This window comes from Pseudomonas sp. FP2254 (assembly GCF_030687695.1).
In the GTDB taxonomy this organism is placed as follows: Bacteria; Pseudomonadota; Gammaproteobacteria; order Pseudomonadales; family Pseudomonadaceae; genus Aquipseudomonas; species Aquipseudomonas quebecensis.
The window spans coordinates 4,415,356-4,437,218 of the sequence record NZ_CP117444.1; the positions used below are offsets into that span (position 1 = coordinate 4,415,356).

19 protein-coding genes and 1 pseudogene are annotated in these 21,863 nt (G+C 61.0%); 12 read left to right on the forward strand and 8 right to left on the reverse strand.

Features of this window, described 5'->3' with window-relative positions:
* The first annotated feature begins 191 nt into the window (after nt 1–191).
* From gap to PSH94_RS26210, 8 genes and pseudogenes are all read left to right on the forward strand, one after another.
* Nucleotides 192–1,193 (forward strand): type I glyceraldehyde-3-phosphate dehydrogenase, encoded by a 1,002-nt coding sequence (gene gap / locus PSH94_RS20340; protein ID WP_181078976.1) that lies wholly within the window; start codon nt 192–194, stop codon nt 1,191–1,193.
* A 129-nt stretch (nt 1,194–1,322) separates the two neighbouring features.
* Nucleotides 1,323–1,841 (forward strand): RNA polymerase sigma factor, encoded by a 519-nt coding sequence (locus tag PSH94_RS20345; protein ID WP_266246574.1) that lies wholly within the window; start codon nt 1,323–1,325, stop codon nt 1,839–1,841.
* A 74-nt stretch (nt 1,842–1,915) separates the two neighbouring features.
* Complete coding sequence (locus PSH94_RS20350) at nt 1,916–2,884, forward strand: FecR domain-containing protein (protein WP_305435629.1); 969 nt, start codon at nt 1,916–1,918, stop codon at nt 2,882–2,884.
* 115 nt (nt 2,885–2,999) lie between these two features.
* The gene (locus PSH94_RS20355) at nt 3,000–5,567 is read left to right on the forward strand and encodes a TonB-dependent receptor (protein WP_305435630.1); all 2,568 of its coding nucleotides are present in this window, start codon (nt 3,000–3,002) and stop codon (nt 5,565–5,567) included.
* Nucleotides 5,568–5,701: 134 nt separating this feature from the next.
* Nucleotides 5,702–6,310, forward strand: coding sequence for a biliverdin-producing heme oxygenase (locus PSH94_RS20360; protein WP_181078969.1), 609 nt, complete (start codon nt 5,702–5,704; stop codon nt 6,308–6,310).
* Nucleotides 6,311–6,395: 85 nt separating this feature from the next.
* Nucleotides 6,396–6,809 carry a YbaN family protein gene (locus PSH94_RS20365; RefSeq protein WP_266246580.1) on the forward strand — a complete coding sequence of 138 codons (414 nt, stop codon included), beginning with the start codon at nt 6,396–6,398 and terminating at the stop codon, nt 6,807–6,809.
* Nucleotides 6,810–8,110: 1,301 nt separating this feature from the next.
* Nucleotides 8,111–8,167 (forward strand): annotated as a pseudogene (locus tag PSH94_RS26205) (hypothetical protein); the annotation flags it as partial.
* Nucleotides 8,168–8,368: 201 nt separating this feature from the next.
* Nucleotides 8,369–9,073 (forward strand): methyl-accepting chemotaxis protein, encoded by a 705-nt coding sequence (locus PSH94_RS26210; protein ID WP_370694784.1) that lies wholly within the window; start codon nt 8,369–8,371, stop codon nt 9,071–9,073.
* A 184-nt stretch (nt 9,074–9,257) separates the two neighbouring features.
* Here PSH94_RS26210 and PSH94_RS20375 read toward each other — a convergent pair whose 3' ends face one another.
* Nucleotides 9,258–9,821: a nitroreductase family protein gene (locus tag PSH94_RS20375; protein WP_305435631.1), complete on the reverse strand. Its 564-nt coding sequence runs from the start codon at nt 9,819–9,821 to the stop codon at nt 9,258–9,260.
* Between the two features lie 140 nt (nt 9,822–9,961).
* Here PSH94_RS20375 and PSH94_RS20380 point away from each other — a divergent pair, with 140 nt between their 5' ends.
* Genes PSH94_RS20380 through PSH94_RS20390 form a run of 3 tightly spaced genes read left to right on the forward strand, consistent with a single transcriptional unit; the run spans nt 9,962 to nt 13,585 of the window.
* The gene (locus tag PSH94_RS20380) at nt 9,962–11,389 is read left to right on the forward strand and encodes a di-heme oxidoredictase family protein (protein ID WP_305435632.1); all 1,428 of its coding nucleotides are present in this window, start codon (nt 9,962–9,964) and stop codon (nt 11,387–11,389) included.
* A gap of 31 nt (nt 11,390–11,420) precedes the next feature.
* Nucleotides 11,421–12,485 (forward strand): imelysin family protein, encoded by a 1,065-nt coding sequence (locus tag PSH94_RS20385; protein WP_285428719.1) that lies wholly within the window; start codon nt 11,421–11,423, stop codon nt 12,483–12,485.
* Nucleotides 12,486–12,487: 2 nt separating this feature from the next.
* Entirely contained in the window at nt 12,488–13,585 is a 1,098-nt protein-coding gene (locus PSH94_RS20390) for a DUF1513 domain-containing protein (protein ID WP_181079096.1), read from the forward strand.
* Nucleotides 13,586–13,663: 78 nt separating this feature from the next.
* Here PSH94_RS20390 and PSH94_RS20395 read toward each other — a convergent pair whose 3' ends face one another.
* The 5 genes from PSH94_RS20395 to colR all read right to left on the reverse strand — a co-directional run bounded on the left by PSH94_RS20395 (nt 13,664) and on the right by colR (nt 17,433).
* Complete coding sequence (locus PSH94_RS20395) at nt 13,664–13,891, reverse strand: hypothetical protein (protein ID WP_181078957.1); 228 nt, start codon at nt 13,889–13,891, stop codon at nt 13,664–13,666.
* Nucleotides 13,888–14,607, reverse strand: coding sequence for a lipopolysaccharide kinase InaA family protein (locus PSH94_RS20400; protein WP_181078955.1), 720 nt, complete (start codon nt 14,605–14,607; stop codon nt 13,888–13,890). Before PSH94_RS20400 ends, PSH94_RS20395 begins: the two co-directional genes overlap by 4 nt.
* 4 nt (nt 14,608–14,611) lie before the next feature.
* Entirely contained in the window at nt 14,612–15,292 is a 681-nt protein-coding gene (locus PSH94_RS20405; protein WP_181078953.1) for a class I SAM-dependent methyltransferase, read from the reverse strand.
* Between the two features lie 187 nt (nt 15,293–15,479).
* Complete coding sequence (locus PSH94_RS20410; protein ID WP_181078951.1) at nt 15,480–16,760, reverse strand: HAMP domain-containing sensor histidine kinase; 1,281 nt, start codon at nt 16,758–16,760, stop codon at nt 15,480–15,482.
* A complete protein-coding gene (gene colR / locus PSH94_RS20415; protein ID WP_266246588.1) occupies nt 16,750–17,433 on the reverse strand; it encodes a two-component system response regulator ColR in 684 nt (227 codons plus the stop codon). Before colR ends, PSH94_RS20410 begins: the two co-directional genes overlap by 11 nt.
* A 201-nt stretch (nt 17,434–17,634) precedes the next feature.
* Between colR and PSH94_RS20420 the strand changes: the two genes are divergently transcribed.
* A complete protein-coding gene (locus tag PSH94_RS20420) occupies nt 17,635–19,584 on the forward strand; it encodes an LTA synthase family protein (RefSeq protein WP_181078949.1) in 1,950 nt (649 codons plus the stop codon).
* An 84-nt stretch (nt 19,585–19,668) separates the two neighbouring features.
* Here the strand turns inward: PSH94_RS20420 and groL are convergent, their stop codons facing one another.
* Nucleotides 19,669–21,315, reverse strand: a complete 1,647-nt coding sequence (gene groL, locus PSH94_RS20425; RefSeq protein WP_181078947.1) for a chaperonin GroEL — start codon at nt 21,313–21,315, stop codon at nt 19,669–19,671.
* Nucleotides 21,316–21,364: 49 nt separating this feature from the next.
* Nucleotides 21,365–21,661, reverse strand: coding sequence for a co-chaperone GroES (gene groES / locus PSH94_RS20430; protein ID WP_017846112.1), 297 nt, complete (start codon nt 21,659–21,661; stop codon nt 21,365–21,367).
* Nucleotides 21,662–21,863 lie beyond the last annotated feature (202 nt).

Below are 21,863 nucleotides of genomic sequence, written 5' to 3' on the forward strand. Positions count from 1 at the left end.
ACCTGAGTGTCTATGCTGATCAAACGCCCGCAGCGCATGGGATGGCAGGGTGTCGTTTGGATCATCGGACCAGTTGATTCAGGTCACTCGTTGTAGATTGAACAAAATATTGCCACTAAAAAGGCTTGTTTTCTATTTTTATGCGAATAATCTTGTAATTCTTACAACAAATCGACGACAGGCACTCTCCAATGACTCTTCGTATCGCAATCAATGGTTTTGGCCGTATCGGCCGTAATGTCCTGCGCGCACTGTATACCCAAGGCTACCGCCAGGATTTGCAGATCGTCGCCATCAATGATCTGGGCGACAGTTCGATCAATGCCCACTTGCTCAAATTCGACACCGTACACGGTACTTTCGATGCAGAGGTTGCCCACGATCAGGAAAGCCTGACCGTCAATGGCGACCGGATTGCCGTGAGTGCCATTCGCAACCCGGCCGAACTGCCGTGGGCCGCGCTGAACATCGACGTGGTGTTTGAATGCACCGGCCTGTTCACCGATCGCGCCAAGGCCGCCGCCCATATCACTGCCGGCGCGCGCAAAGTGATCATCTCCGCCCCCGCCAAGGGCGCAGACGCCACCGTGGTCTACGGCGTTAACCATGACATCCTGCGTCAATCCCATCAGATCATCTCCAACGCCTCGTGCACCACCAACTGCCTGGCGCCGGTGGCCCAGGTGCTGCACCGTGAACTGGGCATCGAAAGCGGCTTGATGACCACAATCCACGCCTACACCAACGACCAGAACCTGACCGACGTGTACCACACCGACCCGTACCGCGCGCGTTCGGCCACCCAGAACATGATCCCGAGCAAGACCGGCGCCGCCGAAGCGGTCGGCCTGGTGCTGCCGGAACTGGCGGGCAAACTGACCGGCATGGCCGTGCGGGTGCCGGTGATCAACGTGTCCCTGGTGGACCTCACCGTGCAACTGAAGAAAGAAGCCACGGCCGAGCAAGTCAACGCGCTGCTCAAGGACGCCAGCCAGCACTCCAAAATTCTCGGCTACAACACCCTGCCGCTGGTTTCCAGCGACTTCAACCACAACCCGCTGTCGTCGATCTTCGACGCCAATCACACCAAGGTCAGCGGTAAATTGCTGAAAGTGCTCGCCTGGTACGACAACGAGTGGGGCTTCTCCAACCGAATGCTGGATAACTGCCTGGCACTCTGCAACGCCGAATAATTTAGTTTGCGTGGGAGGGGGGTTGCCTCCTCCCACTATGGTTTTGGTGTAGCGCAGAACAGAATAGCCACTTGCCATTTGCGTTGATGATAAGCATTATCATTAACTGCCTATCGGTCTGGTATCACTGTGAGCCAATCTCGCTTCAACCATGTTTTTCTCACTCAACGGGCGATCCTGCTGCGCACCCTGCAACGGATGGTGCATAACCACAGCACCGCCGAAGACCTTCTGCAGGAAACCTACCTGCGCGTGACCCGGGCCCTGAGCGAGCGGCCGATCGATCATCTGGAACCTTTCGTCTATCAGACGGCGCGCAATCTGGCGCTGGATCACCTGCGCGCGCGCAAGATCCAGGCGCGCACCCTGCAGGAAGACGTACCGCTGCAAATCCTGCAAAGCGTTGCCGCGCCGATCACTACCCCCGAAGACGCGACCCAGGCCGAACAACTGCTGGAGCATTTGAGCGTCAGCCTGGGTCAGTTGAGCGTCCGCCAGCAGCGGATATTCATCCTCAGCCGCCTGCACGGCTGCAGTTACCAGGAGATTGCCGACCAACTGGGGGTGTCGTTGAGTACGGTGCAGAAGGAACTGAAATTGATCATGGCGATCTGCGTAGGTGTGGCCGAACGGTTGGATCAGTCTTAAGCTGCATCCCACAGAAGCGTCGACGCAAACCGTAGGAAAAATGAATAAAACGTGGCGAAGACCCGAGGAACACCGTGACGGACCCGAATAACGTGCGCCCCCTTGCGTTGGCGCATGAGGTGCTGCAAGACCCGGCGATGGACCAGGCTCTCGATTGGCTGATCGCCCTGCAGTGCCCGCAACCTGGCCAGCAGGCTGAATTCCAAGCCTGGCTGGCCTGCGATCCGGCCCATCGCCAGGCCTTCGAAAAAGCCCAGGCCGCTTGGGGTGGCGCGCCAGTGCACAGCGCCGCCGTAGCCCTGGCGGCGCCACGAGGGCCGAGTGTCTGGCGCCGTATTCGGCCACACTGGAAACCGCTGGCCACCGCCGCCTTGCTGGTGATCGGGCTGTGCAGTTTCAGCAACCTGCCCGTGCGCCTGCAAGCCGACCACCTCACCGTGGTCGGCGAACGTCAGCGCCTGCAACTGGACGAGGGTGCCAACGTGTTGCTCAACACTAATTCGGCGTTTTCCAGCCGCATCCAGGACCAGCAGCGAATCGCGCACCTGTACCAGGGCGAAGCGTTTTTCGACGTGGCCGCCAACCGTGGCCTGCCGCTGGAAATCGACGCCGGCCCGGTGCGTGCCAGCGTGCGCGACACCGCGTTCGCCGTGCGTTACCTCGATGGCGAGGCGCAAGTGCAGGTGCAGCGCGGCGACGTGGACCTGAGCAATACCTTCGACGATGCCCGGGTACGCCTGAGCGCCGGGCAAAGTATCCGCATCGGCCCCCAGGGCTTCGGTCAGCCGGGCAAACTGGACATCAACAAAGACCTGGCCTGGGTGCAGGGCCGGCTGATTTTCGAAAACTGCCCGATGAGCCAGGTGCTCGCCGAACTACGCCGCTATTATCCCGGCTGGATCGTCAACACCAATGAGCAGCTCGCCAGGGTCGCCGTCACCGGCAACTATCGCCTCGACCAGCCGCTGGACGTGGTGCGCTCGCTGGCCCACATCACGTCGGCCAAGCTTTCGGAATACCCGGCGCTGGTGATCCTCAACTAAATGAGAATAATTTTTACTCGATAGCCTGCGGTGGTACGTCTCGTCTTAGCCAATGCAACTGATTCCTATTTGGAAAGGTTCGCAACTATAAGATTCGTACCCCGGAGCGCTCTCGATGTCCTCTTGTTTCAACCGCCGGTCTTCTTCGCCCGTTCTGTCCTTGCTCACCGCCGCCATCCTGCTGGCCGGCCTGCCGGTTGCCAGCGCCACGGCCGCTGAACCGGCGCCGCGCAGCTACGGCAATTATCAATTCAGCATCGAACAGCAGCCGCTGGTTTCGGCTCTCAACGCGTTTACCGCGGTGACCGGCTGGCAGGTCGGCCTGCCGGCGGAACTCGGCCAGGGCGTGTCCTCTCCTGGCGTGCGCGGCCCGATGGCAGCGGAAAAAGCCCTGGACCGGCTGTTGGTGGGGACCAACCTGACCTATCGCAAACTGGGCAGCAATAACATCGTTCTGGAGCCACGCGCCGCCGGCAGCACGCTCAACCTGCAGCAAGTGACCATCAGCGCTACCCGTAACGCGCAGGACATCAGCAGCGTACCAAGCACCGTCAGCGTGCACGACCGCGAAGCACTCGACCGCCAGAACGTGAACACTATCCGCGACCTGGCCCGCTACGAACCCGGCGTCTCGGTGAGCGGTGCCGGCAGCCGTTCGGGCAACGCCGGTTTCAATATCCGTGGCATCGACGGCGACCGCATCCTCACCCAGGTGGACGGTGTGGAAGTACCGGACAACTTCTTCAACGGCCCCTACGCCAAAACCCGGCGCAACTACGTCGACCCCGAAATCGTCAAACGCGTAGAGATTCTGCGCGGTCCGGCCTCGGCCCTGTACGGCAGCAGCGCCATCGGTGGCGCCGTGAGCTATTTCACCCTCGACCCGGAGGACATCATCAAGCCCGGCCAGGATGTCGGCGCGCGCCTGAAGACCGGCTACAGCTCCGCCGACGACAGCTGGCTGACCTCGGGCACCTTCGCCGGCCGCGTGGCGGACGTCGATGGCCTGCTGCACCTGAGCCAGCGCAACGGCCATGAAACCGAATCCTACGACGGCAACAACGCCACCGGCCTGGCCCGCACCGGCGCCAACCCGGAAGACGCACGCACCACCAACGTGCTGGCCAAGCTCGGGTGGAACTACGGCGACGATAACCGCCTGGGATTGACCTATGAAAAATACAAAGATGATCGCGACGTCAACCTGAAGAGCGCGGTAGGCGGCCCTTTCACCGGCGGCCGAGGCTTCAACTTCTACCGCGCCCGTTCGGGCAACGACACCATTACCCGGGAACGCTTGGGCCTTGAAAACCGCTTCGGCCTTGACTCACCGATTGCCGACCATATCAAGACCAGCCTCAACTACCAGATCGCCAAGACCGACCAGAACACGGCGGAAATCTACCAGCCATCACGCCGCGTCCTGCGTACCCGCGAAACGCTCTATGAAGAAAAACAGTGGGTCTTCGATGCACAACTGGATAAGGCTTTCAGCCTCGGCGCCACCGACCACCAGGTCACTTACGGCACGACGCTCAAACAACAGAAAGTCACCGGCTCCCGCGAAGGTGCCGCCACGTGCCTGGCGGTCGGCGCGGGCTGCACGGCCATTGGCGCCCCCAGCCCTTCCCCCAGCGACAGTGTGAAAAAGGCCAGTGACTTCCCGGACCCGACCATCAACACCTACTCGCTGTTCGCCCAGGACCAGATCGCCTGGGACAAGTGGACGTTCCTGCCCAGCGTTCGCTACGACTACACCCAGCTCAAGCCCAAATTGACCGAGGAATTCCTCAACACCGTGGACCCGAACCGGATCTACGATCACAGCAACAAAGAAAAAACCTGGCACCGCGTCACGCCGAAATTCGGCCTGACCTATGCCTTGACCGAGCAATACACCTGGTTCGGCCAATACGCCGAAGGTTTCCGCACGCCTTCGGCCAAAGCGCTGTATGGCCGCTTCGAAAACCTCGGTCAGGGCTACACCGTGGAGCCCAATCCCGACCTGAAGCCAGAGACCAGCAAAGGCATCGAGACCGGGATTCGCGGCCAGTTCGACGCGGGCTCCTTCGACATCGCGCTGTTCTACAACAAATACCGCGACTTCATCGATGAAGACGCGGTGGTTGCCGGCAGCACCGTCGAAGCCTTCCAGGCCAAGAACATCAAGCGCGCCACCATCAAGGGCGTGGAAGCCAAGGGCCGCCTGAACCTGGATGCCCTGGGCGCGCCGCACGGTCTTTACACTCAAGGCGCTATCAGCTACGCCCATGGCCGCAATGACGACAACGGCGAGCCGCTCAACAGCGTCAACCCGCTCAAAGGCGTATTCGGCCTGGGCTACGACCAGGATCGCTATGGCGCGCTGGTCAGTTGGACCCTGGTGAAGAAACAGGACCGCGTCGACAGCACCACCTTTTTCGCCCCCGACGGCAACACCAGCCGTGGCCCATTCAAGACGCCAGGCTTCGGGATCGTCGACCTGACCGGCTTCTACAAAGTCACCCGCGACGTGACCATCAACGGCGGCCTCTACAACCTTACCGACAAGAAGTACTGGAACTGGGACGACGTGCGCAGCTACGACGGCGTCGGTGAAGCCGGCGTGACCTCGCCGGCCAACCTGGACCGACTGACCCAGCCCGGCCGCAACGTGGCGATCAATGTGATCTGGGACATCTGACCACGCCAGCCTCACCTCGCCGAAATTTCAGTGACGAGGTGAGGATTTTTTACTGTGCTGCGTCTTCTTGTTCGTCTAGTTGATAACCACTCTCTTTAAGAGCAACCAGGCGCTCCCCTCTCAAGGACTTTTTCATGACCGCTTCCCCTACCGCAGAACGCCCAAGCCTGCGCTCCCAGCGCCTGAACCAGATCACCCACGCCCCGCACGCCAGGCTCGATGCACTGGTCAAGGCCCATGCGCCGTTTGAAAACCAGGCCAACTTCGCACGCTTTGTGGTGGCGCAGTACCTGTTCCAATCGGAACTGGTGGCGCTGTACACCGATCCCGAGCTGATCGAACTGGTGCCGGACCTGGCCGAACGTTGCCGCGCCGAAGCCGCCCGGCTCGATCTCGCCGACCTGGAGACCGACGTGCCGGCGCCGGTGGCCGGCGCGGTGAGCCACCCGAGCAAAGCCGAAGCCTTGGGCTGGCTGTTTGTGTCCGAGGGTTCCAAACTCGGCGCCGCGTTCCTGATCAAACGCGCCGTGGGCCTGGGCCTGAGCGAAACCTTCGGCGCCCGCCACCTGGCTGAGCCAGCCGGTGGACGTGCCGAAGGCTGGAAAAGCTTCACTCGCACCCTGGATGCACTGCACCTGAGCGCCGATGAAGAAGCCGCGGCGGAAAAAGGCGCGATTGACGCGTTTGTGCGCTTCACCGTTTTGCTGGAACAGGCGTACGCTAGCGCCCCTGAGCTGGCCTGATCGCCGATTTGAAATGCAATCGACTGCGGGAGGGGGCCTGCCCCCTCCACTTTTGTATTGGTTTGTTCCTGACGTTGCATACCCCATGACCCGCAAAACCCAATCCACCTCGAAAATCGCCCAGCTCCTCTTCGGCCTGCTGGCCTACGTCAGCCTGGGCATCGGGCTGGTGGCGATTGTGGTGCCGGGGTTGCCCACCACCGAATTCATCCTGCTGGCCGCCTGGGCCGCCACCAAAAGCTCACCGCGCCTGAGCGCGTGGCTGGAGAACCACCGCCTGTTCGGACCGATCCTGTTCAACTGGCGCAATGGCAAGATCATCGCGCGGCGCGCCAAGGTCAGCGCCACGGTGAGCATGCTGCTGTGCGCCGTCCTGATGCTGGTCATGCTCGACCATGGCTGGCCGGTTTACCTGGCAATCGTCGGCATGGGCCTGGGCAATCTGTGGATCTGGTCACGCCCTGAACGGCTGGCAGTGCCCGCACAGCAAAGGCTGTAGCTGTTTTCCTACCGTTTATCGCCTGCTGCTCATGAATCGACCCGTTGCGCCGATGTTTCAGACATAGCGCTGAATGGACTTGGCCCTGCCTTGCCCACCCAACACGTCCATTCGTGAGTGAACCTATGTTCGACACCCTCTCTATCCGCTTGAAAATCGTGCTGCTGTCCGGGCTCTGCCTGTTAGGGGTGATAGCGCTGGTGGTCGGCATCAACATCTACAACACCAACCAGAATGATCAGTTGGTCAGCGATTCAAGCTCGCGCATGCTCACCGACGGCGTTGAACAGTTGCTGCAGGCCAAGGCCGCGGAACAGGCGGTGCAGTTGCAGAAAACATTCGGCGACAGCCTGTTGGCGCTGACCGCGCTGTCCGACCAGATCAAAGACCTGCGCATCCAGGCCAGCAAACGTGGCCTGGAAGCCGGCGCACTGCGCGAGGACATCAACCAGAGCCTGAAAACCACGTTCGATCGCAACAGCAAGGTGCTGGGTTTCTGGCTGTCATTCGAACCCAACGCCCTGGATGGCAAGGACAGCGAATTCCTCGACGACAAGGCGCGCGCGTCCAATGAAAAAGGGCGTTTCTCCAGCTATTGGAGCCGTGCCGGCGGCGAAGGCCTGAACACCGTGATGGTCGAAGAGGACCTGAACAAGACGACCCTCACCCTCAGCGGGACGCCCTACAACATTTGGTATACCTGCCCACGGGACACCCGCAGCACCTGCCTGCTGGACCCGTATGAAGATACGGTGGGAGGCCAAAAGGTACTGATGACCACCATCGCCTCGCCGCTGATCGTGGAGGGCAAACTGATAGGCGTCGTCGGTGTGGACATTGCCCTGACGGCCCTGCAAGCGACCACCGACGCCGCACAGAAAGACCTGTTCAATGGCGCGGCGCACCTGGAGATTCTTTCCAGCACCGGCCTGATTGCCGCCTACAGCGGCGAACCGGCCAGGGTCGGCAAGAACCTGATCGATACCCTTGGCGAAGAAGGCAAGGAAATCGTGCAATTGCTGGCAAGTGACAACCGCATGATCCGCGAACAGGGCGATACCATTCGCGCCGTGTACCCGGTCAAGCCACTTGCAGATGCCAAGCCGTGGGGTGTGGTGATCAAGCTCCCCAAAAGCGTAATGCTCGCCGATAACGTCAAGCTCCAGGCGGTGCTCGACGAAGCCCAGGCCAGCGGCACGATCAAGGCGCTGCTGGTAGCGGCCGCAGCCGGCTTGCTCGGCCTGCTGCTGATCTGGCTCACCGCCACCGGCGTAACCCGTCCGATCAACAGCGTGGCGGCCATGCTCAAGAACATCGCCAGCGGTGAAGGCGACCTTACCCAGCGCCTGGCCTACGCCAAGAAGGACGAACTGGGCGAGCTGGTGAACTGGTTCAACCGCTTCCTCGACAAGCTGCAGCCGACCATCGCGCAGATCAAGCAAAGCATCACCGAAGCCCGTGGCACGGCGGACCAGTCGTCGGCCATCGCCCGCCAGACCAGCGAAGGCATGCAGGTGCAGTTCCGCGAAATCGACCAGGTGGCCACCGCTTCCAACGAGATGAGTGCCACGGCCCACGACGTCGCCAACAGTGCCTCCAATGCCGCCAGCGCGGCGCGCGGTGCCGACCAGTCGGCGCGTGAAGGCATGCAGATTATCGAGAAGAGCACCCGCGACATCACCACCCTGGCCGACGAAGTCAGCAAGGCGGTGGGTGAAGTCGAAGCGCTGGCGGTCAACAGCGAGCAGATCGGCTCAGTGCTGGAGGTGATCCGCAGCATTGCCGAGCAGACCAACCTGCTGGCGTTGAACGCGGCAATCGAAGCGGCACGTGCAGGGGAAAGCGGCCGTGGTTTCGCGGTCGTCGCCGACGAAGTCCGTAACCTGGCCAAGCGCACCCAGGACTCGGTGGAGGAGATTCGCCAGGTGATCGAACGTATCCAGAGCGGCACCCGTGGCGTGGTGGCGACCATGCATTCCAGCCAAAACCAGGCCCAGAACAACGCCGGGCAGATCCATCAGGCCGTACAGGCCCTGGGCAAGATCAGCGACGCGGTCACGGTGATCAGCGACATGAACCTGCAGATCGCCAGCGCCGCCGAGCAGCAAAGCGCTGTGGCCGAAGAGGTCAACCGCAACGTCTCGGCGATCCGCACCGTGACCGAAACCCTCACCGGCCAGGCGACCGAATCGGCGGCCATCAGCAGCCAGCTCAATGCATTGGCCAGCCAGCAGATGAAGCTCATGGATCAGTTCAAAGTTTAAGAAACACCACGGGACCAATGTGGGAGGGGGCTTGCTCTAATGCCAGTCAGTTAAGGGCTCAGATGATCCAGCCCAGGCAATGACTATCAACAGTGGGAGGGGGCTTGCCCCCGATAGCGATGTGTCAGCTACAGATAAGTTGACTGACACACTGCAATCGGGTGCAAGCCCCCTCCCCCCATTGTCAAAGACCCGTCCAAGCCTGCACAAACGCCGCCACATCTTCCTTCGGCGCCGTACGCGGCGGGTTCTGCGGTGTGCCCAGATAGAGGAAGCCAATCACTTCCTCATTCGCCGCCAGCCCTAAGCCCTTGGCAACGTGAGCCGAGTAGGACAATTCGCCAGTGCGCCACACCGCGCCGATTCCCTGGGCATAAGCCGCCAGCAGAATGCCGTGGGCCGCGCAGGCCGCTGCCAGCAACTGTTCGGATTTGGGCACCTTGAAATGCTCCTGCAGGCGCGCGATCACCACCACCACCAGCGGCGCGCGCAACGGGCCGTTCTGGGCTTTGTCGATGACCGCCTGCAGGGCTTCGGGGTCCTGCAGGCGCGCGGCTTCAGCCAGCAGCGTGCCCATCTGTTCACGGGCCGAGCCTTCGACGGTGAGAAAGCGCCACGGACGCAGCTGGCCGTGGTCCGGCGCTCGCATAGCCGCAGCGAAAAGCACCTCGCGCTGCGCCTGGGTCGGTGCCGGCTCCAGCAAACGCGGCACGGAAACACGGTTGAGCAAAGCGTCGAGAGCCTGCATTGGCCACCTCCAGAAAAAAATGTGCGGTCATTCTAGCGGGAATGGTCCGTGAGTCCATCAAACGATAATTGCTCTTATTCAATCCGCCCTGCCCTGTTAGACTTTGCGCCCATCTTTTTCGCATTCGTCCAGGAAACTCGATGTTCCGTTCGCTTTTTCGTCTGTGCGTCGCCTTCATGGCCCTGGGCCTGGTTGCGTGCGATGACGCCCCGCGTTTCACTCAGGCTGAGCCCGGTGAAGCGCGAGCCGGCGGCGCAGCGACGGTGAACAAAAACGACCAGAATGCGTTTTCCCTGCCCTCCGCCAACCTGTCGCCCACGCGCCGCCTGGACTTCAGCGTCGGCAACAGTTTTTTCCGCAGCCCCTGGGTGATCGCGCCGTCCACCACCACCGCCCGCGATGGCCTGGGCCCGCTGTTCAACACCAATGCCTGCCAGAACTGCCATATCAAGGACGGCCGCGGGCACCCGCCGCTGGCCGACGCGCCCAACGCCGTGTCCATGCTGGTGCGCCTGTCGATACCGGATGCTGCACCCTACGCCAGGCTGATCGAGCAGTTGGGCGTGGTGCCGGAGCCCGTGTACGGCGGGCAACTGCAGGACATGGCCGTGCCGGGTGTCGTACCGGAAGGCAAGGTGCGCGTCGACTACACACCGGTCAATGTGACCTTCAAGGACGGCACCGTGGTGGAACTGCGCAAGCCGGATTTGCAAATCACCCAACTGGGCTACGGCCCGATGCACCCCGACACGCGCTTCTCGGCCCGCATCGCGCCGCCGATGATCGGCCTGGGCCTGCTCGAAGCGATCAGCGACGCGGATATCCTGCGCAACACCGACCCGAAAACCGCCGACAACGAAGCCATTGTCGGGCGGCCGAATTGGGTCTGGGACGACGCCCAGCAGAAAACCGTGCTGGGCCGGTTCGGCTGGAAAGCCGGGCAACCCACGCTCAATCAACAAAATGTTCACGCGTTCTCTGGTGATATGGGCCTCACCACCACCCTGAGACCCTTCGATGACTGCACCGACGCCCAAGTCGCCTGCAAACGGGCGCCCAACGGCAATGGCCCCGATGGCGAGCCGGAAGTCAGCGATAACATCCTGCGCCTGGTGCTGTTCTATACCCGTAACCTGGCCGTGCCCGTGCGCCGGGACGTCAACGCGCCGCAGGTGCTGGCCGGGAAAAACCTGTTCTATCAGGCCGGCTGCCAGGGCTGCCATAAGCCCACGTTCACCACCGCCACCGATGCCGCCGAGCCTGAGCTGGCGAACCAGACCATCCGCCCGTACAGCGACCTATTGCTGCACGACATGGGCGAAGGCCTGGCCGATCGGCGCAGCGAATTCAAGGCCGGTGGCCGCGACTGGCGCACACCGCCGTTGTGGGGTATCGGTTTGACGCAAACCGTAAGCGGTCATACCCAGTTTCTGCATGACGGCCGCGCCCGCAACCTGCTCGAAGCCGTGCTCTGGCATGGCGGTGAGGCCCAGGCGGCGCAGCAGCATGTGTTGTCCTTCAATGCCGAGCAGCGCGCTGCGTTGCTGGCGTTCCTGAACTCTTTATAAGCTTCGCCCCAATTACAGAAGGGAGCTCGACATGTTCCGTCCCAAGTTGTTGTTCACCAGCCTGGCCGCCCTTGCCCTCGGTGCCTGCTCGCCCCAGGACCCGCAGGCCGTGACCTCGGCGGCGATCGCCAAGCAAGTGATCCTGCCCACCTACAGCCGCTGGGTGGAAGCCGACCGCCAATTGGCGGTCAGCGCATTGGCCTATTGCCAAGGCAAGGAAAGCCTGGACACCGCCCGCGCCGACTTCCTGCACGCACAAAAAGCCTGGGCCGAACTGCAGCCGCTGCTGATCGGCCCGCTGGCAGAAGGCAATCGCGCCTGGCAAGTGCAGTTCTGGCCGGATAAAAAGAACCTGGTGGGTCGCCAGGTCGAGCAACTGGTGGAGGCCCAGCCGCAGATCGACGGCGCCGCCCTGGCCAAGTCCAGCGTGGTGGTGCAGGGCCTGTCGGCTTACGAATACATCCTCTACGACGCCAGGACCGACCTCGCCGACGACGCCCGGAAAGCCCGCTACTGCCCGCTGCTGGTGGCCATCGGCGAGCGCCAGAAAGCCCTGGCCGAAGAGATCCTGGCCAGCTGGAACAGCACCGACGGCATGCTCGCGCAAATGAGCAAGTTCCCTAACCAGCGTTACGCCGATTCCCACGAAGCGATCGCCGATCTGCTGCGGGTGCAAGTGACCGCACTGGACACCCTGAAGAAAAAGCTCGGCACGCCCATGGGCCGCCAGACCAAAGGCATCCCGCAGCCGTTCCAGGCCGATGCGTGGCGTAGCCAGTCGTCGCTGCAAAGCCTGGAGGCCAGCCTCGCGGCCGCCCAGACCGTGTGGGTCGGCGTCGACAATAAAGGCCTGCGTGGCTTGCTGCCGGCGGATCAGAAAGCCTTGGCCGACAAGATCGACGCCGCCTACGCCGCGTCCCTTAAACTGTTCGCCAGCAACCAGCGCAGCCTCAACGAACTGTTGAACGATGACGCCGGGCGCCAGCAGCTGAACGATCTCTACGACAGCCTTAACGTGGTCCATCGCCTGCACGAAGGTGAGCTGGCCAAGGCGCTGGGGATCCAACTGGGCTTTAACGCCAACGACGGTGACTGATGATGCTCAGGCGACAGGCTTTGGCGCTCGGCAGCGTGCTGCTCAGCGCACTTACGTTGGGTGGCTGGACGCTGTTCAAGCAGAAGGGCAGCGGCCCGCTGCTGCTGTCGGCACGTGACGATACGGACGGCAGGCACTACGCCGTGGGCTTTCGCTTGGACGGCAAGCAGGTGTTTGCTACCCAGGTCGGCCAGCGCTGCCATGACATCATCAACCACCCCACGCTGCCGATTGCGCTGTTCGTTGCCCGTCGCCCGGGCACCGAGAGTTACCTGATCGACCTGCGCGACGGCGCGCTGCTGCAAACCATCACCTCGAATGCCAATCGCCACTTCTATGGCCACGCGGTAATCCACAAGAGCGGCGAGTGGCTGTACGCCACCGAAAACGATACGTCCGACCCCGGCCGTGGCCTCCTTGGCGTGTATAAGTTCGAGGGCGAGCGCCTGGTGCACAGCGCCGAGCTGTCCACCCACGGCATCGGCCCGCACCAGGTCTCATGGATGCCCGACGGTGAAACCCTGGTGGTGGCCAACGGGGGCATTCGCACCGAAGCGGAAAGCCGCGTGGAGATGAACCTCAACGCCATGGAGCCGAGCCTGGTGCTGATGCGCCGCGACGGCACACTGATCAGCAAGGAAACCCTGGGCCAGCAGATGAACAGCGTGCGCCATATGGGCATCGCCAGCGATGGCACGATTCTCACCGGGCAGCAGTTCATGGGCCCGTCCCAGGAGCGCTCCGAACTGCTGGCGATCAAGCGCCCAGGCCAACCGTTCATGGCTTTTCCGGTGGCCGACGCGCAACTGCAGGCCATGGGGCATTACACCGCCAGCGTGGCCGTGCACAGCGAGTTGCGCCTGGTGGCACTGACGGCGCCACGCGGCAATCGCTTCTTTATCTGGGACATGGACAGCGGCGAGCTGCGCCTGGACGGTCCGCTGCCGGACTGCGCCGGTGTGGGCGCGGTGGCGGATGGGTTCGTGGTCACCTCGGGCCAGGGCCGGTGCCGCTTCTACGATTGCCGGCAGGCCCCGTTGGTGGCTAAACCCTTGGAATTGCCGGCCGGGCTTTGGGATAACCACCTGCACTTGGCGTGAACGCCAGCCGGCAGCCTGGAAAAAACGCAAAAAAAAGGGCCTCGCATCGCAAGGCCCTGTTCGGGAGGTTTAAACGTTTCAACTTTGAGGCCTCATTCCTTGAGACAGACCGAACATGAACAGCAGCAGTTCATGATCGGGCTTGGCCGCCGTGCTCGCCTTGGCGACACGCGGCAACAGGCATTGCGCGCCGCCCTGCGACGCGCTGAGTACCTGAGTACGAGGCTGCTCCCAGGCGGCCAGCGCCAAGGCTGCCACGCCCAACGCTCCCACCAGGAACAAACCTCGCGCTATTTCTAGCTTCATCTGGTTAAACCCTTGATAGCGCTGCCAAACGCCGTCTCATAAAAGTAGCTGAGTTTTTCCCAATCGGCGCTGCTCCACGACGAATGGCGACGCAGTTGCAGCATGTCATGGGACGCCGCCCGATAAGCGGTCAGGCGCTGGCGGCATTTTTCAAAATCCAGCAGCGCCACTTCTACCGTGGCCGAGTCGCCCTCGCCTGTCACCCGCGCAAAGATATGCTTGATGTACAGGCAGCCGTGCTGCCAACGCCCCTTGTGCATGCGCGCCAGGGTGGTCGCCACTTCCTTGAGCAGACGTTCGTGCACCTGCTCGCCGTACTGCTCACGGCCACCGGCGGCGTACCATTTTTCGATTTCGTCGAAACCATCCAGCGAAGCCGTCACCAACAACGCCTTCCATTGATGCTCGGGATCGCGACGTGCTTCGCAGAAGACCATTTCCGGCACCCGCACATCCAGCAGGCGCAAGCCCTTCAAAGCATCACGCTCACGCAGCACCGTGGGGCGCCCGAAGGGATGCAGCCAACTGCGATAAATATGCCCGGTCTGTCGCTTGCTGTAGAGCAAACGACCACTGGCGGTCTTGATTCGCTGTACCCCACTTTCACCACCGCGACGACGATTGGGCTCTTCCACCCACTCGCCTTGCTGACGCCAGAAATAATCGAAGCGTTCTTCTGGAGCTACGTGACTGCCTGCTACGCACTCAACTGCCATCCTGTTACCTCTTGCGTAATACGTATACCCGCCACATGGCGTAGAGCGGTATGAAGTCCAGGGATTCCTGAACGCGAAAACCCGCCTGCTCGAATTCTGCTTCTACAGTAGCAGCCGGTAACACAAACCTGTTTTGGTAACCTTCCTGCTCACCTTTCCTACGACGACGCGCTTCCGAACGCTTGCGCTTCCACGCCTTGAAATTGCCGTCAACCCACAGTGAGATGATCACGCTGTCTCGGGTAACTCGCTGAAACTCCCGCAGTATCGCCAGGCGATGCGCCGGATCACCTATGTGGTGCAGCAAGCGCATGCAAAAAATGCTGTCGACCGCGTTATCTGGCAAATCAATATCAAAGGCTGAAGTCTGCAAAGGGCGTACCCGTTTCACCACCTCTGCCGGTTGGGCGCCGGTTGCTATCTTCAACATCGAAGCGGAATTATCGGCGCCAATAATGATTCGGTTGGGCTTTTCCGCCAGCAGCGGCCAGAAACGGCCGGCGCCACACGGCAAGTCCAAAACCAAACCGGGCTCGCCCGCCATCGCCAGCGCGCCTCGGGCCAATTGCTCGTCGCGTTTGTGGGACAACCGGCGCGCCAAATTGTCCTGATGCTTGAGCAAATATTTCTGAGCGTGCTGATCGTCGTACTTTTCGGAAAATTCGAGTTTGATCGGGGTAGGCATCAACAGGTCTCCAATGACTGATGCCTACAAACTATTCAGCGATACGTGATCGCCAGGTCAACTCGTTGTGAAAAACTTGTCCTGTCCAACTTCATACATTTCAAGACTTTACAAAGACAATCAATAGCAAGTCGCCATCTTCGCCGAATAACGGCGGCTTATGGCAGGATAGCGGCAGCAGACGCGGTCAAGGCTTGACCTGACTCAACTCAACGTGAAAGCGGCAACCGTTGGGTTCCATGGTACTGAGGCTGACACTCCAGCCCTGGTTCTCGCAGATCCGCTGCACCAGTGACAGGCCCAGCCCCAGGCCTTCACCGCGCTTCTCACTGCCACGCACGAACGGTTCGAACATGGCCTCGCGTTTTTCTTCGGGGATACCGACACCGCTGTCTTCCACCACGAAACCGGTAGGTTCCAGGGTCAGGCGGATAAAGCCCTGCTCGGTGTAATGCAAGGCGTTGCGCAGCAGGTTGCCCATTACGGCGTGCAGGAAGGTGGTGTTGTAGCGCGTGTCCAGAGGGCTGCCCGGTTGATAGATCAGTTGCAGGCCCTTCTGCTCGATGGGTTCGCGCCAGATGCCGAGCAAGTCCTCCGCCACCTGGGTGAGGCTTACCTGGGGCGACATAGTGGACTCGCTGTGTTGCGCCCGCGCCAGCATCAGGAAGGTTTGCACCAGCTCGCGCATTTCTTCGCAGGCCCTGGCGATACGCAGCACCTGGTTACGTCCACGCTGATCGATGGCCGGATTTTCCAGCAGCAATTCGCAGGAACTGGCCAGGACCATCAGGGGGGTGCGCAACTCGTGGCTTACGTCGCTGGTGAACAACTGCTCACGGGATAGCGCCTGGCGCAGTCGGCCCAATGTGGCGTCGAAGGCCACGGCCAATTCGCCCACTTCGTCAGCCGCATAGTCCGGCGCCAGAGGCGGTGCCAGGCCCAGCAACTGGTCACGGTGGCGCACCTGGCGAGCCAGGCGCACCACCGGCGCCATTACCTTGCGCGCCAGCACCCATCCCAGGAACACCGCCAACGCCAGGCTGAGCACAAAGCCCACCAGGACCACGGCGAACAGCACCCGCTCACGCTCTTCGAAGTCACTTTGGTCCTGCAGCAGCACATAGCGCCGACCGTCGATCACTTCGACCATGGCGTGGTACGACAGCGACTCGCGAAACACCTCGTGAAAGCCCGGTTCCAGATGACGCAAATCCTTGGGCAATTCAAAGTCGCCACGCCCGCCGCTGAAATAGAACAGTTGGTCCGGCTCGGGTCGATGACTCCAGTCTTCGACGCTGTCCATCAGCAGCAAGCGTTGCAGGTCACCGCCCAAGCCCGCTGAAATCAACTTCTCTTCCACCAGGTGCACCGTCGCAACGATGCCCATGGCGAAGGCGCCCGCCACCAGTGCGCTCATCAAGGCAAACGCGATGATGATCCGCTGGGCAAGGCTTTGCTTAAACTCCATCGCGACCCTCGGCCAGGCGATAACCCACGCCGTGCACCGTGTGCAGCAATGGCTTGGCAAACGGTTTGTCGATCACCTGGCGCAGTTGGTGGACATGGCTGCGCAGGCTGTCGCTGTCCGGGCAATCATCGCCCCACAGCGCTTCTTCGAGAATTTCGCGGCGCAGCACATGGGGGCTTTTCTGCATCAGCACCGCCAGCAGCTTCAGGCCGACCGGGTTGAGCTTGAGCAGGCGCCCGTCGCGCGTCACTTCCAGGGTGTCGAGGTCGTAGCTCAGGTCGCCCACTTGCAACGCGCGGCGCCCCCCACCCTGGGCACGACGCAGCACCGCTTCGATGCGCGCGGCGAGTTCCGACAGGGCAAATGGCTTGAGCAGGTAGTCATCGGCGCCGGACTTGAAACCCTGCAGCCGGTCGTCCAACTGATCGCGCGCGGTGAGCATGATCACCGGCGTATCACGACGCGCATCTTCGCGCAGGCGTTTGCACAAGGTGTAGCCATCGATGCCCGGCAGCATGATGTCGAGCACGATCAGGTCGTAGTGTTCGGTGGCGGCCAGATGCAGGCCCGACAGCCCGTCCTGCGCACAGTCGACGGTGTAGCCCTTCAGCCCCAGGTAGTCCGCCAGGTTGGCCAGAATATCGCGGTTGTCTTCAACCAATAAAATTCGCATGGGCAGTGTCTCCGTACGCGGTAACGGCCGTGTTGGCTCGCGCAGCTTAAGGCCAAGTCGGGCTCAGGGATAGACCTCCAGGGCGCGTGGATCAAGGTTTTCAATCAAATTGAGAGGGCAACGAGTTTTTCACTATAGCTTCACAAACTGATTACAGTGTCAGGACGACCATCGCCTCCCATTTATATAAGGAACATAGACATGGGTTTGGTCAAAACTGCGCCAATGCGCTATTTGCTGCTGATAACCGGTGCCTGGTTACTGATTTTCCTGGTCACCCGTGCCGTGCTGTTGCTGACTCACTTGGACGAAGTCGGCGGTAACCTGCTGCCGGTGTTCGGCGTGGGGTTGCTGTATGACCTGGGGTTTCTTGCCTACGCAGCGCTGCCGCTGGGACTGTACGTGCTGCTATGCCCGCCGGGCCTGTGGCGTCGTCGCGGCCACCGCTGGTTTTTGCAGGCGGTACTCACTGTCAGTCTCTTCGCAATGCTGTTTACCTCGGTCGCCGAATGGCTGTTCTGGGACGAGTTCGGGGTGCGCTTCAACTTCATCGCCGTCGACTACCTGGTGTATTCCGACGAAGTGTTGAACAACCTGCTGGAGTCCTACCCGATCGGCAAACTGCTCAGCTTATTGGCAATGCTGGCCATTGTGTTGAGCCTGGCTTTGCGTAAAGCGTTCAATGCCGCCACGGCCTCACCACTGCCACCGTTGCGCGGCCGCTTGTTCAACGCGGTGGTGCTGGTGCTGGCCGTCGGCCTCAGCCTGCAGTTGATCAGTCAGGACAGCCCCCGCGCCCAGGGCGGCAATGCCTACAAAAACGAGCTGGCCAGTAATGGCCCATATCAGTTTTTTGCAGCCTTTCGTAACAACGAACTGGATTACTCGCAGTTCTACAAAAGCCTGCCGACCGACGTGGTCGCCCGCCAGTTGCGCGCCGAACTCAGCGAGCCGAACGCCCGCTTTATCGGCCAGGACCCGCTGGATATCCGCCGGTCCATCAGCCACTCCGGCCCGCCGAGCACGCCCAATATCGTGCTGGTAACCATCGAAAGCTTCAGCGCCAAATACATGGGCAGCAATGGCGACGGGCGCAATCTCACGCCGAACCTCGACGCGTTGCGAAAACAAAGCCTGTATTTCAATAACTTCTACGCCACCGGCACCCGCACAGACCGGGGCCTGGAAGCAATCACCCTGGCGATCCCTCCTACGCCGGGACGCTCGATCGTCAAACGCATCGGCCGTGAAAGCGGTTTCGCCAGCCTCGGGCAACAGCTCACCGCCGTCGGTTATGACAGCGTATTCGTGTACGGTGGGCGCGGTTACTTCGATAACATGAACGCGTTTTTCAGCGGCAACGGTTACCGCGTGGTCGATCAGAGCAGCGTACCCGAGGCCGAAATCTCGTTTAAAAACGCCTGGGGCATGGCCGACGAAGACCTGTACAAACAAACCCTGAAACTGGCCGACGCCGATTACGCCAAGCGGCAACCGTTCCTGCTGCAATTGATGACTACCTCCAACCATCGCCCTTACACCTATCCGGATGGGCGCATCGATATCAAATCCGGGAATGGCCGCGACGGCGCGGTGAAATACACCGACCATGCCATCGGTGAATTCCTCGACGCGGCACGTCAGAAGCCCTGGTTCGACAACACGATCTTCGTGTTCGTCGCCGATCACACGGCCGGCAGCGCGGGCAAGGAAGACTTGCCCATCACCAACTACCAGATTCCGCTGTTCATCTATGCGCCCAAACTGATCGACCCACGGGAGTCCGCGCAACTGGCCAGTCAGATCGACCTGGCGCCGACCCTGCTGGGCCTGATCAACCTGAGCTACGAGTCGACATTCTTCGGCCGCGACTTGCTTCAGGATAACCCGCTGCCGCCGCGCGTGGTGGTCGGCAATTACCAGCATCTGGGGCTGTTCGACGGCAAGGACCTGGCCATTCTCAGCCCGCGCCTGGGTCTGCGTCGCCACGACCAGGCCTTGGCTGAAAGCCAGGAGTCGCGAGTGGGCAGTGATGATCCCTTGATCCAGCGAGCAATCACCTATTACCAGGCCGCCAGCTACGGGTTCAAACAACAGTTGTTGAGTTGGAAAGCGCCCCAGGAGACGAGCCCACGGCTGACCGAGCGCTAAGCCAGCTCATGACCCCCAAGCAATAAAAAAGCCCCGCCTGCATCACTGCAGGCGGGGCTTTTTCAGTACGGGGGTAAGGCTGGCTTACATCATGCCGCCCATGCCACCCATGCCGCCCATGTCTGGCATACCGCCGCCAGCCGAGCCTTCTTTCTTCGGTGCATCAGCGATCGCCGCTTCGGTGGTCAGGATCAGACCGCCGATGGAGGATGCTGCCTGCAGCGCCGAACGGGTTACCTTGGTTGGGTCCAGGATGCCCATTTCGATCATGTCGCCGTAGACGCCAGTCGCAGCGTTGTAACCGTAGTTACCTTTGCCGTTCTTGACTTCGTTGACCACAACGCTTGGCTCGTCGCCGGAGTTGGCAGCGATCTGGCGGAGTGGTGCTTCAACAGCGCGACGCAGTACAGCGATGCCGACGTTCTGGTCAGCGTTGTCGCCGGTCAGGTCAGTCAGGGCTTCCAGGGCACGGATCAGCGCAACGCCACCGCCAGGTACCACACCTTCTTCAACGGCTGCACGGGTTGCGTGCAGGGCGTCTTCAACGCGGGCCTTCTTCTCTTTCATTTCAACTTCGGAACCGGCGCCAACCTTGATCACTGCAACGCCGCCGGACAGCTTGGCCAGACGCTCTTGCAGTTTTTCACGGTCGTAGTCCGAGGAAGTTTCGGCAACCTGGGCACGGATCTGGTTGATGCGCGACTCGATGTCGCCTTCAACGCCGGCACCGTCAACGATGATGGTGTTTTCCTTGGACAGGGTCACACGCTTGGCGCTACCCAGGTTTTCCAGGGTGGCGCTTTCCAGGCTCAGGCCGATCTCTTCGGAGATAACGGTACCGCCGGTCAAGACGGCGATGTCCTGCAGCATGGCCTTGCGACGATCGCCGAAGCCTGGCGCCTTGACGGCGGCGACTTTGACGATGCCACGCATGTTGTTCACAACCAGAGTCGCCAGGGCTTCGCCTTCAACGTCTTCAGCCACGATCAGCAGTGGGCGACCGGCTTTGGCAACAGCTTCCAGCACCGGCAGCATTTCGCGGATGTTGGAGATTTTCTTGTCGACCAGCAGGATCAGCGGGCTGTCCAGCTCGGCAACCATGGTGTCAGGCTTGTTGACGAAGTACGGAGACAGGTAGCCGCGGTCGAACTGCATGCCTTCTACAACCGACAGTTCGTTTTCCAGGCCCGAGCCTTCTTCAACGGTGATCACGCCTTCTTTACCGACTTTTTCCATGGCTTCGGCAATGATGTCGCCGATGGAGTTGTCGGAGTTGGCGGAGATGGTACCCACCTGAGCGATGGCCTTGGTGTCGGCGCATGGCTTGGACAGGTTCTTCAGCTCTTTGACGATGGCGATGGTCGCCTTGTCGATACCGCGCTTCAGGTCCATCGGGTTCATGCCGGCAGCAACGGCCTTGAGGCCTTCGTTGACGATCGACTGAGCCAGAACGGTGGCGGTGGTGGTGCCGTCGCCTGCGTCATCGTTAGCACGGGAGGCAACGTCTTTGACCAGCTGCGCGCCCATGTTTTCGAAACGGTCTTCCAGTTCGATTTCTTTGGCGACGGAAACGCCGTCCTTGGTGATGGTCGGAGCGCCGAAGCTCTTCTCGATGATCACGTTACGGCCTTTCGGGCCCAGGGTCGCTTTTACTGCGTCAGCCAGAACGTTGACACCAGTGAGCATTTTCTTGCGGGCGGAGTCGCCGAATTTAACTTCTTTAGCAGCCATGATCGATATTCCTTAAATACTTTGACGTAACGGGAAAATGAGCGGGAAATCAGCCTTCCAGTACAGCGAGAATTTCGTTCTCAGCCATTACCAGCAGGTCTTCGCCGTCGACTTTCACAGTGTTGCTACCGGAGTAAGGGCCGAAAACAACCTTGTCACCCACTTTCACGGCCAGCGCGCGTACTTCACCGTTCTCCAGGGTCTTGCCCGGACCCGCAGCGACGATCACACCGTGGTTGGCTTTTTCAGCAGCCGAACCTGGCAGAACGATGCCGCCAGCGGTTTTCTTTTCTTCTTCGCTGCGACGGATGACGACGCGGTCGTGCAGAGGACGAAGCTTGCTCATTGTCGATCTCTCCTAATTGTGTTTTTCATCGGCCGGTATCAATTCCGGCGGGTTAAATTCCGGCGGTGCCGGTCGCGGTTCGCTGGGCGAAACGCGGAAGTCTGTCTAGTGTCACCACCAGAAACCTTGCGGTGACCGTTACATAAGGGCGCCTGTGCTTATTACAAGGGCCCGCGAATGAAATTTTTTATGTCCAGGGAGC